The sequence below is a fragment of the Amycolatopsis sp. NPDC051128 genome, from assembly GCF_040682715.1.
GTDB lineage: Bacteria > Actinomycetota > Actinomycetes > Mycobacteriales > Pseudonocardiaceae > Amycolatopsis.
Window position 1 is genome coordinate 58,278 of record NZ_JBFBBN010000048.1, and the last position, 15,070, is coordinate 73,347.

The 15,070-nt window shown below is 69.4% G+C and carries 12 protein-coding genes; 3 read left to right on the forward strand and 9 right to left on the reverse strand.

Annotated features, from left to right (window positions below; translation table 11 throughout):
• The first annotated feature begins 3 nt into the window (after window positions 1-3).
• Window positions 4-723 carry an SDR family NAD(P)-dependent oxidoreductase gene (locus AB0M82_RS35595; protein ID WP_364731646.1) on the forward strand — a complete coding sequence of 240 codons (720 nt, stop codon included), beginning with the start codon at window positions 4-6 and terminating at the stop codon, window positions 721-723.
• Window positions 724-731: 8 nt separating this feature from the next.
• Here AB0M82_RS35595 and AB0M82_RS35600 read toward each other — a convergent pair whose 3' ends face one another.
• The 8 genes from AB0M82_RS35600 to AB0M82_RS35635 all read right to left on the reverse strand — a co-directional run bounded on the left by AB0M82_RS35600 (window position 732) and on the right by AB0M82_RS35635 (window position 10,282).
• Window positions 732-1,403 (reverse strand): GntR family transcriptional regulator, encoded by a 672-nt coding sequence (locus AB0M82_RS35600; RefSeq protein WP_364731649.1) that lies wholly within the window; start codon window positions 1,401-1,403, stop codon window positions 732-734.
• A 259-nt stretch (window positions 1,404-1,662) separates the two neighbouring features.
• A complete protein-coding gene (locus AB0M82_RS35605) occupies window positions 1,663-1,842 on the reverse strand; it encodes a hypothetical protein (RefSeq protein ID WP_364731651.1) in 180 nt (59 codons plus the stop codon).
• 182 nt (window positions 1,843-2,024) lie between these two features.
• Complete coding sequence (locus tag AB0M82_RS35610) at window positions 2,025-2,441, reverse strand: hypothetical protein (protein WP_364731654.1); 417 nt, start codon at window positions 2,439-2,441, stop codon at window positions 2,025-2,027.
• A gap of 634 nt (window positions 2,442-3,075) precedes the next feature.
• Window positions 3,076-6,357: a S8 family serine peptidase gene (locus tag AB0M82_RS35615; RefSeq protein ID WP_364731656.1), complete on the reverse strand. Its 3,282-nt coding sequence runs from the start codon at window positions 6,355-6,357 to the stop codon at window positions 3,076-3,078.
• Window positions 6,354-7,475 carry a CU044_5270 family protein gene (locus AB0M82_RS35620; protein ID WP_364731658.1) on the reverse strand — a complete coding sequence of 374 codons (1,122 nt, stop codon included), beginning with the start codon at window positions 7,473-7,475 and terminating at the stop codon, window positions 6,354-6,356. Before AB0M82_RS35620 ends, AB0M82_RS35615 begins: the two co-directional genes overlap by 4 nt.
• The gene (locus AB0M82_RS35625; RefSeq protein ID WP_364731661.1) at window positions 7,472-8,089 is read right to left on the reverse strand and encodes an RNA polymerase sigma factor; all 618 of its coding nucleotides are present in this window, start codon (window positions 8,087-8,089) and stop codon (window positions 7,472-7,474) included. The genes AB0M82_RS35620 and AB0M82_RS35625 overlap by 4 nt, the downstream gene beginning before the upstream one ends.
• A gap of 1,358 nt (window positions 8,090-9,447) precedes the next feature.
• The gene (locus AB0M82_RS35630; RefSeq protein WP_364731663.1) at window positions 9,448-9,948 is read right to left on the reverse strand and encodes a hypothetical protein; all 501 of its coding nucleotides are present in this window, start codon (window positions 9,946-9,948) and stop codon (window positions 9,448-9,450) included.
• A gap of 22 nt (window positions 9,949-9,970) precedes the next feature.
• Window positions 9,971-10,282 (reverse strand): GntR family transcriptional regulator, encoded by a 312-nt coding sequence (locus AB0M82_RS35635; protein WP_364731666.1) that lies wholly within the window; start codon window positions 10,280-10,282, stop codon window positions 9,971-9,973.
• A gap of 637 nt (window positions 10,283-10,919) precedes the next feature.
• On the opposite strand from AB0M82_RS35635, the gene AB0M82_RS35640 reads away from it, so the two are divergent.
• A complete protein-coding gene (locus AB0M82_RS35640) occupies window positions 10,920-12,470 on the forward strand; it encodes an alpha-L-arabinofuranosidase B (RefSeq protein WP_364731668.1) in 1,551 nt (516 codons plus the stop codon).
• A 50-nt stretch (window positions 12,471-12,520) separates the two neighbouring features.
• Window positions 12,521-14,077: an alpha-L-arabinofuranosidase B gene (locus tag AB0M82_RS35645; RefSeq protein ID WP_364731670.1), complete on the forward strand. Its 1,557-nt coding sequence runs from the start codon at window positions 12,521-12,523 to the stop codon at window positions 14,075-14,077.
• 434 nt (window positions 14,078-14,511) lie between these two features.
• On the opposite strand, the gene AB0M82_RS35650 is transcribed toward AB0M82_RS35645, so the two are convergent.
• Window positions 14,512-14,823: a hypothetical protein gene (locus AB0M82_RS35650; protein WP_364731673.1), complete on the reverse strand. Its 312-nt coding sequence runs from the start codon at window positions 14,821-14,823 to the stop codon at window positions 14,512-14,514.
• Window positions 14,824-15,070 lie beyond the last annotated feature (247 nt).

Genomic DNA, 15,070 nt, shown 5'->3' on the forward strand with positions numbered 1-15,070 from the left:
CGCGTGACGGCCCTGGTGACCGGTGCCGGCAGCGGCATTGGCGAGGCGGTGAGCTCCCACTTCCGCCGCGAGGGCGCAGGACTGCTGCTCACCAGCCGCAGGGAGCGGCTCGACACGGCACAGCCCGACGACCTGTACGTCCCCGGCGATCTCAACGACGAGGCGTTCGTCGAAGCCCTGGCCCGCCAGGCCGCCGAGTCGTTCGGCACCGTCGACGTCGTCGTCCTGAACCACGGCCTGCAGGCGAGCAGCCCGCTCACCGAGATGAGCTGCGAGGCGGCGAAGAACGTGCTCGACAGCAACCTGCTCAGCGCGTTCCTGGTGATGAAGCACTTCGCGCCGCTGATGCCCGCCGCGGGAGGCTCGTTCGTCTGCGTCAGCTCGCGACTCGGCACGGTCGGCAAGGCGGGCGAAGTCCTCTACTCCGCGGCCAAAGGCGGCCTCATCATGCTCGCCAAGGGCGCGGCGATCGAGTGGGCCGCGCGCAACATCCGCGTCAACGTCGTCGCCCCCGGCCTCACCGTCACGCCGATCATCGAGGCGTCGTTCCAGCGCAGCGCCGACCCCGAGGCCCACCGTCGCGAACGGGAGTCCCAGATCCCGCTCCAGCGCCTCGCCACACCGGAGGAGGTTGCCGACGCGGTGCTCTTCCTCGCGTCGTCGGAGTCGACCTACATCACCGGAGCGGTCCTGCCGGTCGATGGCGGGTACACCGCGTTCTGAGCACGGCCTCACGCCCGCCGGGAACGAACCTTCGCCTTGCCGCTGAGCCCCGTCTGGAAGTGGCCGGCCAGCTCTTCGCGGAACTCGTCGACGGAGCCCTCCAGCGCTACCGCGGCCAGCCTCTCGTGCTCGACGGCCAGCTCGCGCGGGTCACTGTAGGTCTGGTGATCGACGCTGAGGTAGAGCCGCAGTTTGGTCTCCCAGCCGTTCCAGAGGTTCTGCAGCGCGCCGCTGCCGGAGAGGTCGTAGAAGAGCCGGTGGAAGCCGAGGTGCGCGTCGACACCCGCCGGGATGTCGTTCTTCTCCAAGGCCGCGCGGAGGTCCTCGACGGTCTGCAGCAATGTCGCCCGCTCGGAACCGCGCAGCGCTTCGAACGCGAGCTCAGCGGCGTACGGCTCGACGAGCAGCCGGATCGCGTCGATCTCGGCGACGTCCTGGGCGCTCACCTCCGCGACGAACGCGCCGCGGTAGGGGATCTTGACGATGAGCCCCTCCTCCTCCAGCTTGGTCAGCGCCTCGCGCAGCGGGGACCGGCTGATCCCGAGATCCGTGGCGATGTGCGCCTCCCGCAGCTGCCCACCAGGAGGCACGGTCCCGTCGAGAATGGCGGCACGCAGCACGCGGTAGACGCCATCCGGCGTCGTCGTCCGGTCTTCGATCCACTTGAACTTGCGGTCCATTCCCCCGCCGCCTCCAATTGTCTTTTGTCGACTATACCGCCCGGCGCCGGAGTGAACGGGAAGAGACCCGCGTGTCCGACCGGCCGCCTGTGGGGTTCCATAGGTCTGCCACCAGCTCTGACCAGGTTCTTTACGCCGCCCGTTCGTGTTCGTTGATCAGGCCTCCGAGTTCCTGCTGCCGCCTGATCGGGTGGGAGTTGAGGTTCGCCGCGGGGTGGGTCAGTCGTGGTGGGCGAAGCTCGCGGGAACGGTGCGGCCGTCAACCGTTGTAGTGCCGGACGTACGCGGCGAGCACCGCCCGCAGATGCCGCTCGCCCACGATCAACATGCGATCGGTGAGTTCAGTTCTGGCTGTGAGTACAAACCGCCTGCCGCCGTTCGACGGCGATGCTGACGCCTGAGAAGCTCCGGACACCACCGCGCCGGCAAGAATCACCACTGCCGCACCCGCACCAGCCACTGCGCGCACTGAGTGAGATTTCACAAACAACCTCTCTGCCGGTCAGCCGCCCTTGTGCAACCCTCAGCCGCCCGGACCTCGCCATCCGGGCACCGGCGCCCACAGTGCCGAAAGCGGCGTGAACATCGCATCCGCGGTGTTCGCCTTCCATCCAGCTACTTTCAGTTGGTTTCGAACCAGCCTTCAGGAGTAAGTGAACCGAGTTCGTAGCCGCCGCGAAGCTCGCGAATTATTTTCTTCCGTTTGGCGGTTTCTTCCGCCAACAACACCAACTTTCGCTCCTCCTGGTCACGCCATAGAGAAGGTGCGTATATAACGTTTCCCGAGTACTTCCCTTGAGCAAGCTTGTGCGACTGAACTGCCGTGACGACGTGGGTCTGCACCTCGTTGTCCAACTCCGCCCCCCAAGTCCAGCTCTCACAGAGCTGCAGCACCAGGACGGCCCCATCAGCGACAAGCTGACGGACTTCGCGCGGCTCTAGCCATCCGGTGACCTCGCGCCACTCGGAGCCGTCGGGGCCGAGCAGGGCATACTCCCCGTCCCCGATTTCCCGATAGCCCGGAACTTCTTCAGACATCAAACCCACCTGCATCCGATAAACGACGGCCCGGTCACCAATAGTAGTGCTTTGTTCCGATCTTCCGCGGGAACGTGCTGACCGGGCATCGTTGCGGAAGCGACCTCGGCCGCCGGTCCGTTTCGCGTCTCGCCTCGCGGCTCTCTTGGCCGCCTTCTTGCTGGGGTAGGTCTTCCCCGAGTTGCCGGCGACGGGCTTGTACCGAGAGGCGGCCATGGCAAGTCGCCTGAGTTCGCCCGCTTCGTCCTCGATACTGCCCACTCGCGCGGCCGAGCTGCATAAGGACGGAGTCTTCGGTCTCTCCGCCGTAGTCCTGGCTCGAGTTCTGTGAGCGTGAGCAGGGCCTGTACAAGTACGAGGACGTCTTCTTCTCGCCCGACCAGGCGTTCGGCTGGCCGCACCTGGAGAACAGCTTCCCCCCAGCTGAAGGAGCCGTACCGCCACATCATCACCATCGGGCACCACGACCTCGGCGATGGCGGCTACGTGCACTTCATCCTGCCGCCGAAGGCGTTCCGCGACGGGGACCGCGAGCAGGCAGTCGCTTTGTTCGAGGGTTTCTAGCCACCCCGCCCCGCTCACTTCATGCGAGCGGGGCGCCGCTCATGCCTGACAGGGTTGGTCGCCGGTCCGGCTACATCAGCCGGTACCCGCGGATGATCGTCTGGTCGACGGTGTTGCCCGCACCGTCGATCGCGGTGGCCCGCAGCGACACGAAGGCAGCCCCGGCGGGGTGCCGCAGGCTGGCGAGCCACTGTCCGTCGCTGCGCCGCACAGGCACGGTCTGCCAGGTGCCGCCATCGTCATAGGACACCCGTACCGTCAACGAGGTGATGCGGGCGTGCTGGTCGGTGTGCTCCACCCGCACTGGAACGAGGAACGGGACACCTCCCGGCGCGCGGTTGTGGTCGTCCAGCCGCGGCGTGAACCGCACTGCCATCATGGGGATGGGCCGCGTCTCCGTTTTCGGCACGGCGCCCGAACGGAACGTCCAGTCCGCGACGACCTTCGTGGACAGCTCGGCCGAGCCACTCCGCACTGCCTCGCTGTGCAACCGGTACGCGCTCTCCCCGGGTGGCACGTCGAACTCGCTGTAGCCCACCCACGGCTGGGTGCCGATCCGCTCGTCCCCCCGGTACAGCACGGTTTCGGCGGAGCCGGTCGCCGACTGTCCATAGTGGCCGGCCGACGGGTCGCTGAACGGCCACACGTCGAAGTACACCGTGTCACCGGTCCGGCCCGCCCATTCCGTCGGAGAACCGGGATATCGCGGGAAAGCCGGTCCCAACACCCCGGTGTTCCACTGTTCGGCCACGGACTCGCCCCGCCGGAACGTCCTGGGCACGGTCTGCGTGGACCACTCGTACAGCGGCTTTTCCACGGGCTTGCCGAAGAAGCGCTCCCAGGGCGTGTCGGGGCTGTAGTACTCCTGGAGCGTGAACGGCAGCGGCGCCCGCACCGTGTAGTCGCGTTCGCCGATCTCCCCGCTGCCGCTCGCGGCGTGAGTGGACCGGACGGCGGCGAGGTCGCGATCGGCGAAGTGCCGCACGAGCGCGGCCGGCACGCGGCCGTGCTCCGCCCACCGGAGGTGGTACAGGTACGGACTGCCGGTGAAGCCGCCCTGCCCGTCGCGTTGGGCGAGCAGACCCTCCGCGGTGAACGTGAACTCGGGCGCGCTCGTGGCCGAGGGACGCACCCACACCTTGTCGAACGCACCGAAGTCGCGGAAGCCCGTCTCGCCATAAGGCGTCGTGCGCAGGAACGACTGGATCGTCTCGGAGTCGCCGGCGTCCGGCCGGTCGACCTTCATGCCGACGGGTTTGGCGTCCCGGGCGTCGATGGCCATCCGGGTGTCCCCGGTGACGGTGATCTCCGGTTCGGCGAACAGCGCCCTGATCAGCTCGTTGCCGGCGTTCCTGCCGAGGACGGTGGCGTGGAAGAAGTACCGGCCAGGCGGCAGCCGGACGACGGCCGACCCGGTCGTCACGGTGGCCAGGTACGCCCCGGGCTGGTCGAGGCCGACGAAGCGGTAATCGGCAATCTTTGCGGTGTTTCCCTGCCAGTCGAGGAAGTCGAGCTTGACGTCGTGGTGCTCGGCCTCCCGCTGGACGCCGAGCGGGGTGCGGACCACGTTCCCGCCACCGGTGGCGACGACCGTGCCGCCGTAGGTGCCGTCCGGGCCGTCGACCGCGGTGTCCGCGGTCAGCGTCGCGGTGGCCTGCCCGCCCGCGGGGACCTCGAGGGTGCGCGGCGCCACGGTGAACATCCCGGCGGGCGCCGGTTTCCCGGCCTCGTCACGCACGGCCACGGCCAGGTCCAGGGTGACCGGAGTGGGGCCGGTGTTCCGGTAGGTGAGGACCGTCGGGATCGGCTTGTCGTCCCCGTGCGGCCACCGTGCCTGTCCGAGGGACACGCTCGCCGGGGTGGCCGACACGGGCTGGCTGACCGCCCTCGCGACGTCGACTCGGCCGGCGCCCTGTTCGTACACCGTCACCCCGTCGCGGGGCGCGGCACTGCCCATCAGCGCGGACTTCAATCGCGCCGCGTCCCAGTCCGGGTGCATCCCGGCGAGGATCGCCGCCGCGCCGGCCACGTGCGGTGCAGACATCGACGTGCCGGACATGGCCGTGTACTCGTCGTCGACGGGCGTCCCGATGCGCCCGTTCTCCGCGCGGGCGGCGACGATGCTGATCCCCGGCGCGGTGATGTCCGGCTTGATGGCGCCGTCGCCGACGCGCGGGCCACGGCTGGAGAACTCGGCCAGCGCGTCGCTGCTGTCCACCGCCCCGACCGTCAGCGCGGCGTCCGCGACGCCGGGGCTGCCGACCGACCCGCCGCGCGGACCACGGTTCCCGGCGGAGACCACGAACAGGGCGCCCGACTGCGCGGTGAGCCGGTTCACCGCCTCCGACAGGACGTCCACGCTCGGGTCCTTGCCGGGGGCCACCGACCCGCTCAGGCTCATCGCGATGACGTCGGCCCCCTGCTCGGCCGCCCATTCCATGCCCGCGACGACCGAGGACTCGGTGCCGTCGCCGTTGTCGTCGAGCACCTTCCCCGCCAGGAGCCGGGTATCGGGAGCGACGCCCCGGAACCGGCCGGCCGATGCCACTCCGCTGCCGGTGATGATCGACGCGACATGCGTGCCGTGTCCGACCCGGTCGTCGCTGCCGCTGGGACTTCCGGTGAAGTCCCTGGTCCCGGCCACCGCGTCGGCGAGGTCCGGGTGGGTGGTGTCGATGCCGGTGTCGAGGACGGCGACGGTCGTGCCGCTGCCGGTGTACCCGGCCTGCCAGGCCTGCGGCGCACCGATCTGCGGCACGCTGTGCTCCAGGTCGACATGCACCGGGCCGTCGAGCGCCACCCGCCGGACGCCGGGTGACAGCGTCGTCGCGCCCCGGGCATCCAGCGCGGCCCACACCGAGGACACCGCGTCCTTGGCCGGGCGGATGGCGGTGGCTCCGATGCTGGGCAGCTCGTGGCCGCCGGCGACGGCCGCGAGCCCGCCGCGGTGGTCGCCGCCGGAGTGGGTCACCACCAGCGGCAGGTCCCGCCGGGCTTCGTCGTGGTAGCCGGCCTCGACCAGTGCCGAGATGTCGAACAGCCGCGGGTCGAGCTGTCCGCCCGTGACGAGCGCCGCGACATCGCGAGGTACGACCACGCTGTGGCCGTTCTCGTCGATCCGCTGCTCGAACCCGACGTGTTCGCGGCCCGGCGCGGGTCTCACCCGGACGTCGTCCCGGCCGGCGAGCGTCACCCGGTCGCCGGTCACCAGGGTGACGGTCTTCCCGGCCGGCCGTGCCGGTGTGGTGGCGGTGATGCCGTTCGCGGACGCTGCCGGTGGCGAGACCACGGCAGCGAGCGCGACGACGGCCAGCACCGTGTGTCCGAGGCGTCGTCGGGTCAGGCGCGTCACGAGGTCGCCCCCACCGAGTCGACGACCACCTGGTCGGTGCTGGACCAGGCAATCACGGTCCCGGCCGGCACGTCGGCCCCGGCCGTCGCGACCATCCTGGTGCCGATCACCCTGGAGGTCACCGGATCGAGGATGATTTCGCTGCGGAAGCGGTCCCCGTCCCGTCCGATGGCCACGCCGGCGCGGCCGGTCAGGTCGACCTGGCCCGGCACCCGCCGGATGCCCGGCAGCAGGGCGATGGCCTGGTACAACGCCGTGCGGACCGCCGGCGTGAGCAGCGCGTCGGCACGGGCGGCGAAGCTGGCGGCCGTCTTGAAGGTCAGGTAGTCGGCGTCGTGCTTGGTGTTCGTGCCCGCGGCGGCCCGGAACACCGCCAGCAACTGCTCCGGGTCGGTGGGCAGACTCGCGACCCAGGACAGCGTGGGGTGGTCGACGCCCGGTTCCTTCGGCTCGCTGACCGGCAGTTGTTCCTTCGGATCACCGTTCGGGTTCGGGTACACCTGCGTGTGCGGCTTCGGCAGGGACTTGCCGTTGCCGGCGAGCTTGCGCGCGTCCGCGTCCGTCCACGGGCGAGCGTTGAGGTTGGTCGCCATCTCCATGCGCACCGTCCGCAGCCCGTCCGCCGCGAACCACGCCTTGGTCTCGTCCTCCGAGACCACCTGGGCCTCACCGTCCGCGCCCACCGGGATCCCGTGCATGCCCTGACCGCGCATGTGCGAGTACACGAACTGGCCGGGCCGGACCGCCAGCGGCCGGAGATCACCGGTGTGCGCGGCGAGCGTGATCAGTGCCTCGCGAGCCGGCGTGTCCGCGCCGACGAGCGGTGCGGGGTTGCCAGGACGGACCGGCCCGCCACTGGTCGGAAGCGCGAAGGAGGAATCGCCGTTGGTCGGCTGCACCGCGATGGCGATGGCGATGCCCAGGCCCGCGACCAGCGTGACCGACGCGGCGACGAGCACCACGCGCCCCCGGTAGCGGGGGGCCGGCGGAGCCTGCATCGACCGGAGGGCCTTGGCGCGCATCCTGGCGAGGCTGCCGTTGTCCGGGGCAGGGGTGTCGAGGATGGACCGGAGCAGGGCGATCTCGTGCCGCTCGTCCGGTGCTTGCTGAGTGTTCACGAGGTCATCTCCTGGGAGGCGGATACGTTGGCATCGGCGGGAAGGACGTCACGCAGCCGTTTCCTGGCCCGGTGCAGCGCGGAACGCACCGTCCCGGCCGGAATCCCGAGCGCGGTGGCGATCTCGGCGTAGTCGAGGTCCGCCAACGCGAAGAGCAGGAGCACGTCCCGCTGCCGACGCGGCATCTGTTCGAGAGCCGAAGTGATCAACCGCACATACTCGGCGGCATCAGTACGCTCGACAGCCCGCTGCGCAGGCTCATCACCCCCGGCAAGAGGCGGCACGACCTTCGCCATGGCGCGATACCGCGCAACCTCTTGCCGCCACCGCCGCCGCAACAGGTTGGTGGCGATCCCATACAACCAGGGCAGGGCGTTCACCCGACCAGCGTCATACCGATCCCGCTGCTTGAACGCCAGACAGAACACGTCGGCAACAACGTCCTCCGCCACCCCGGCCCCGACCCGACCGGCACAGTACCGATGCAACACCCCCGCGTACCGATCGAACAACACCCCGAACTGCTCGGCATCCCCAGCCACCAGCTCCGCGTCCGACCCCGACAACCCAACCGCCGGCGGATCGCTGTCTCCCACAGAACGCAACGATGTCATGGCCCTCTTTGCCACCACCCCCCTTCCAGGTTCCCCAACCCCAAACCGCAGGTGCGCCATCGCCGAGGTGTCACCGGCTTCGGCGGCTTTCCCGAACCAGAGCTCGGCCTCTGCGACCTCGCCACGACCGCTCGGCAAATCCCGAGATCGAAGGTCGCGGGAACATCACCTCCCTCGGCGGCCCGACGATCAACTGATGGCGTTCCCGTGTCCGCGGCCCGCTGGCGATTCCGCTGTCGGTGGCCGTCGCCCTCGCACTCGAGGTCGCTGGGCGGAAATGGATCACCGGCAGAACCGGAAGCCCGATCGCCGGCCGATCAGGGTGGCGGCTCCCTCCAGCCACGTCGCGACCCAGACCCGCTGCAGCTCCGTGTCCTCGGCAAGCGCACCCAGCAGGAGGCCGTGGCCCGGACGGCGCGGCCCCGACGCCCGGAACGAACGCGGTGAGGGTCGGCGCCTACGGCCAGCCGCTGTTCGCGACTGCGCAGGTGCTGTAGCCGATCTGGCGCGACGGGCAGCCCCGGGTGCGATTTCACTCGTGTGGTCACCCAGCTGAACTGAAGCTCGGATCGTCGATATTCGCGCCGACCTGGGCGTCGGTGATACCCAACAGCCTGGATCCGGCTGTCATCGCGCGAAACGGCCGAGCTTCGACAGGATGACGCACTCTGCTGCGGCGAGTCGGCGGACGTCGACCAGCGCCTGAAGGCGACCTGATTGTTCAGTGGGTCCACTTCCCGGCCCAGGCCGTGTCGGCACTCGCCGACCAGAAGTTGTCCATCAACCGCGCCGCGGAGCACGGATCGAAGCCGAGGTCGGGCGGCGGCCGTTTCACGCCGCTCCGCGGGGGTGCCCAACCCCATGATGACCTGCTCGAATCCGCCCGGTGTGTAGCCGTTGAACACGTGCGCGGCGCTCCGTGTGGTGAAACTGTGCACCGTTCCACGCGGAATCCACACCGAGTCACCCGCCGTCGCTCGCATCGGCGGCTCGTCCCGACCCGAAATTCGATGGAGCCTTCGAGCACGTTGAACCACTCGTCGATGGGGTGCACGTGAGGCGGCGGCCCACCATCCGCCGGCATCCACTGCTCCATCACCGAGAACGCTCCCCCGGTCTGCTCCGATTCAGCCAGCACGACCCAGAGGACACCGAACACCCAGTACGCCGGCCCGACGCCGACGCCGAGCGAATCGCCCGGTCATCATCGGCCCGTACGTGCAGCTGCAGTCAGCGGGTCTGGCTCGGGCCCGCCTGCAGGCCGCGGAAGTAGCTGATCGTCAGCTCGGGGTTTCGCGCTGGGCTTCGGCCCGGCCTTCGTGATGGCTTCGTCCAGCATCGTCCCGTTTTCGCTCCCGTCAGCCGGACTTCGACTCGTGGATGGCGGCAACTGCGGCGTGGGGATCGGGCACAGTGATCGTCACGCTCCGGCCGTTGTGCAGGACCAGCCGCAGGGCGGGGCCGGTCCGGGCTGTGAAGTAGGTATGGCCAGGGGTCCACCAGTGGCCGAGGAACAGCGACCACAGCAGCGACAGTTCGGTCACCTCGGCGCGGGCGATCTCGTCCAGCCGGTAGGTGCGACGGGGCCAGCCGAACGTTCCACAGTGGACCGAGACCCCGTTGGGTCCCGCCGTCGTCCTGACGCTCAGTCCGGTCAGCGTCGTGAAGAGCACCGCGGTAGCGGCCACCAGCAGCGTGATCGCCGGGCCCGCCGGGTCGAGCCACCCACCGGGCGACAGGCTTCCGAGGACCACCAGCGGCACCATCAAGGCGCCGAAAGCCACCACCAGCGGCCAGTTCGTCACTCGGCCGGTGTAGATCGAGTACCGGCCCGGACCGGGTAGTGCGGATGCCGTCATCGGGCACCGTCCTCTCGCTGTGTCACGTCAGCTTCTCGATGAGGCGAAGCAGGTCGTCGCGCCCCACGCCGTGTCGGCGGGCAACAGCCACGAGCGTCTGGGCCGCCTCGGTGACGGGGGCCGGCTCCGTCACGGCGGACGCGACCCGTGCCCCGCGACCCCGGCGGAACTCCAGCACCCCCTCGTCGCGCAGCTGCCGGTAGGCGGCCAGCACCGTGTTGCGGTCAACCGACAAAGCCTTCGCCAGCTCCGCCGCCGGCGGCAGCTGTTCGCCGACGGCCAGCTCACCCGAACCCACGCCCCGGCGTACGCACGCCACGATCTGGAGTGGCAAGGCCTCCCGCGAAGAATGATCGACTACCCATCTCATAGTGCTAGTATTATTAGCACCATCTGTGGCAAGTGGTCAACCACGCTTGAACCTCGGCCGACCGAGGCCGGCTCACCGCCGGCCGGGCCGCGAACGAACGAGTCGAAGCGCTGATCGCCCGGCCCGTCAAGCCGGCGACCGAACCCCGGCTCTACGACGTCCACCGCGTCCTCGACCGCGCCGGGCGGTCCCGCCCCCAGCGACCAGTGCCGGACGTCGGCCCAGGCGGTATCCGCGCCACTTCGCCCGGTCCCGGTCAGTGACACGGCCGCAACGGTGTGATCTCGCCGCGCGCGGGTGGTCAGGAGCGCTTGTCAGCGTTGACCGCGACCGAAGGCCCGGCACCACCAATCAGTCCATAAGGGACATAACGATCCCGGGCAGTGTCCTTACTCGACTGGCGTCTTGACGCGCCCCCGGCGTTCGTCGATAGTGATGAACCAATCCCAACGCCGAACGAGAGTTACGCACCACTCCGAACTGTTAGCGCTAACATTTCAGCTGGTCGCTGACCCGGCTCGGGTCCGGGCGCGTCACGGACCGCCTCGGCCCTGGCCGGGCGCCGTCTGCTGTCCCGTATCGATGAACAAGGGAGTTCATGATGCCTGCGCTGCCCGTGTTCCGGCGGCTGCGCCGGGGACTGTCCGTCTCCTCGGTCGCGGTAGCATTCGCTTTGCCCGGCTTGCTCGCCTTCGGTGGCGCTTCGCAGGCCGCCACGCAGGGGCCCTGCGACATCTACGCCGCGAGTGGCACGCCGTGCGTTGCGGCGCACAGCACCACCCGCGCACTGTTCGCCGCCTACAACGGCCCGCTCTACCAAGTGCAGCGCACGTCCGACAACACGCTGCGGGACATCGGGTTGCTGTCCGCCGGAGGCGTCGCCGACGCCGCGGCGCAGGACGCGTTCTGCGCGGCCACCACGTGCACCATCACCCGCGTCTACGACCAAACCGGCAGCAGCGGCAACACCCTGATCTACCAGGGACCCGGGGGAACCGGCGGCGCCGACACGGCGGCCACCGCGACCACCGAGGCGGTGACCGTGGGCGGCCACAAGGCGTACGCGTTGTACATCAACCCCGGCAACAGCTACTTCGCCGCCGGCTCCGGCGTGCCGACCGGCAGCGCGCCGGAGGGCGAGTACCTGGTCACCAGCGGGACGCACGTCAACAACGGCTGCTGCTTCGACTACGGCAACACCGAAACCGACCACCGCGCGGACGGCAACGGCGCCATGGACGCGATCAACTTCGGCACGGAGTGCTGGTTCGGCGGCTGCAGCGGAACCGGGCCGTGGGTGCAGGCGGACCTGGAGAACGGCTTGTTCTCCGGCGGCAGCAAGACGTGGAACCCCAACCAGGTCGCCCAGACGAGCCGCTTCGTCACCGCGATGCTGAAGAACAACGGAACCACCCAGATGGCACTGGCGGGTGCGAACGCCCAGTCCGGCAGCCTGACCAAGTTCTACGGCGGCGCGCTGCCCAGCGGCTACAACCCGATGCACAAGCAGGGCGCCATCATCCTCGGCAGCGGCGGCGACTGCTGCCAGACCAACCGGAACGCCAGCGCGGGCACCTTCTACGAGGGCGCCATGGTCAAGGGCTATCCCTCCGACGCCACCGACGCCGCGGTCCAGGCCAACATCGCCGCGGCGGGCTACGCCACCGGCACCACCCCCTTCACGCCGGGCGCCAAAGTCTCGTTGCAGGCCACCACTTCCTGCGGCACAGGCCACTACCTGCGGCACGACACCGGTGACGACAAGGTCGTGATCGCGCCGCTGACCACGGGCAGTGCGCCGGCCGACAAAGCGGCCGCCACCTGGATCGTCCGCCCCGGCCTGGCCGACGGCACCTGCTTCTCCTTCGAATCGGCCGACCCGGCGGGCAACTACCTCAGGCACTACGCGTTCCAGCTCCACCTCCAGCCCAAGGACGGGACGACTCAGTTCGCCGCCGACGCCACCTTCTGCGCACAGGCGGGAAACAGCGGCACGGGTTACTCGTTCCGGTCGTTCAACTACCCGGCCAAGTACCTCCGCCACTACAGCTCGACCAGCTACATCGCGAGCAACGGCGGCACCAACGCCTGGGACACCACCTCGCTGTGGCGTGAGGACACCTCCTGGCTCGCCGCGGCCCCCTGGAACTGACCAGCACCGGAAGTCCGATGACGCATTTCCCACCGTGTGAAGGAGATTCGATGACCCGACAACCCCGGATCCGCCGCGCCCTCCTGGCGGCCGGTACCACCACCAGCCTCGCCGCCGGCCTGCTCGCGGCCACGGCAACCACCTCGCAGGCCGCCGCCCAAGGACCATGCGACATCTACGCCGCGGGCAACACCCCGTGCGTGGCCGCGCACAGCACCACCCGCGCCCTGTACGCGGCCTACAACGGCCCGCTGTACCAGGTCCGGCGCGCGTCCGACAACACGACCAAGGACATCGGCGTGCTGACCGCCGGCGGGTACGCCGATGCTGCCGCACAGGATTCCTTCTGTGCCAACACCAGTTGCGTGATCACGGTCATCTACGACGAGTCCGGCAAAGGCAACCACCTCACCCAGGCGCTCAAGGGGTACTGGCCGGGGCCGGCCGCGGGCGGCAACGACAACCTCGCCAACGCCTTCGAGGCGCCCGTCACGGTCGGCGGCCACAAGGCGTACGGCGTTTCCGTGGCCCCCGGCACCGGCTACCGCAACAACAACACCAACGGCATCGCGACCGGTGACCAGCCGGAGGGGATGTACGCGATCTTCGACGGCACGAACTACAACGGCGGCTGCTGCTTCGACTACGGCAACGCCGAGACGTCCGGCAACGACGACGGCAACGGCACCATGGAGGCCATCTACTTCGGCAACAACAAGGGCTGGGGCTACGGCAGCGGCGCCGGTCCCTGGATCATGGCCGACCTGGAGAACGGCTTGTTCTCTGGCGTGAACCAGCACTTCAACGCGGGCGACCCGACGGTCACCAACCGGTTCCAGACGGCCATCGTCAAGGGCGGCCCCAACCAGTGGGCCATCCGCGGCGCCAATGCGCAGTCGGGCAGCCTGTCGACGTACTACAACGGCGTGCGCCCCAACGTCGCCGGCTACAACCCGATGAAGAAGCAGGGGGCGATCATCCTCGGCATCGGCGGCGACAACAGCGTCGGCGGACGCGGCACCTTCTACGAAGGCGTGATGACCGCGGGCTACCCCTCGGACGCCACCGAGAACGCGGTCCAGGCCAACATCACCGCCGCCGGCTACAGCAGCGCCCCGACCGGCTCCGGAACCCTCACCCCCGGCGCCAAGGTTTCCCTCCAGGCCACGACGGCGTGCTGCACGTCCGACTACCTGCGCCACAACGACACCGACGACAAGGTCGTCATCTCCGCGGTCGACTCCAGCAGCACGGCCACCCTCAAGGCCGACGCCACCTGGATCGTCCGGGCGGGCCTGGCCAACACCTCCTGCCTGACCTTCGAGTCCACCGACAAACCCGGCCGATTCCTGCGCCACTACGCGTTCCAACTCCATCTGAACGCCGACGACGGTGGCAGTGCCTTCGCCCAGGACGCGACGTTCTGCCCCACCGCGGGTAACAGCGGCGTCGGTCGGTCGTTCCAGTCGTTCAACTACCCGGCGAAGTACATCCGCCACTACAACTTCACGGGTTATGTGGCGAGCAACGGCGGGAGCAACGCCTGGGACGCGACGACGTCGTGGGCTCAGGACACCAGCTGGCTCACCGCATCACCCTGGAGCTGACCGGCACTCCGAGTGCCACCGGCGAGTATGGCTTCCCCGCAGCGCTGCGGGGAAGCCCTGCTCGCACCTTCGATCCTCATCAGCTGACCCGATCAGCAGCACCGGCGCAGCTGACCAAGCGGCTGCCGGAGTCAGCGCTCGAGGGCGAGATCACCGACCACCTCGGCTGGGTGGTCCACCTGCCGTCCGGGTTCGTGGTCGTGCCGAGAACGTGGACATAGCGGCTGCCGACCTCCAGCACGAAGAGCACATAGATTCTTCTGAGGGTGAGCGCAAAGTGGAAAAAGTCGCAGCCCGGCATCGTCGAGGCTTGCGTGCGCAGGAACTGCCGCCAGGTCGTATCGTTCTGCCGGTCCGGCGCGCGAGGTATGCGCGCCCGCTTCAGGATCCGCCGGATCGTCGAGGAACCGATCCGGTGTCCAAGCCTGAGCAGCTCACCTTGAATCCTCCGCTGCGTGCAGGCGGTACAGCGTGACCTCCGACGGCAACGGTGCCGCGAGCCGGACCAGGCAGTAGTCGTACGGCCTGCCGCTCGACGGGTACTGCCGCGGGTAGGTCCACGCGGTCGCTTGGGCCACGCCGAAGGGCGTCCTGGCGGCGTCCCGCGCGCACTCGAACGTGACAGCGACGGCCCGGCCGCCGCTGTCGCGGTCGTACACCGCGTGGGCCACCGTCACCACGTATTGGCGGTGGATGGCGAACGCCGCATCGCGGCGGTCTTCGGCGCGCAGTAACTGTTCGCCCACACCGGCAAGGTGGAGGTGACGCTGCTCCGCGCGCTACCGGTTGCACCTGTTTTCGGCTCCTGCTGCTGCCGTTCGCAGCGCGCCCCTTCTCCCTGAAGGAGTCGGTCGTGCGGACGTTGTGCGAGAGGGCCTGGGCTTGCTCGGGCGACAGCGGGGTCACGCTGCTGAACCGACGCGGTCCGCCTCCCCGAAGACGGGGGCCGGGCCCCGCGGGGGGGCGCCGCGCCACCCGGGGGGGGGGGCAGCG

Bases quoted from the DNA above. Each gene is read 5' to 3' on its own strand.
- AB0M82_RS35600 (WP_364731649.1), bottom strand. From the start codon at position 1,403: ATGGACCGCAAGTTCAAGTGGATCGAAGACCGGACGACGACGCCGGAT.
- AB0M82_RS35610 (WP_364731654.1), bottom strand. From the start codon at position 2,441: ATGTCTGAAGAAGTTCCGGGCTATCGGGAAATCGGGGACGGGGAGTAT.
- AB0M82_RS35625 (WP_364731661.1), bottom strand. From the start codon at position 8,089: ATGACATCGTTGCGTTCTGTGGGAGACAGCGATCCGCCGGCGGTTGGG.
- AB0M82_RS35630 (WP_364731663.1), bottom strand. From the start codon at position 9,948: ATGACGGCATCCGCACTACCCGGTCCGGGCCGGTACTCGATCTACACC.
- AB0M82_RS35640 (WP_364731668.1), top strand. From the start codon at position 10,920: ATGCCTGCGCTGCCCGTGTTCCGGCGGCTGCGCCGGGGACTGTCCGTC.
- AB0M82_RS35645 (WP_364731670.1), top strand. From the start codon at position 12,521: ATGACCCGACAACCCCGGATCCGCCGCGCCCTCCTGGCGGCCGGTACC.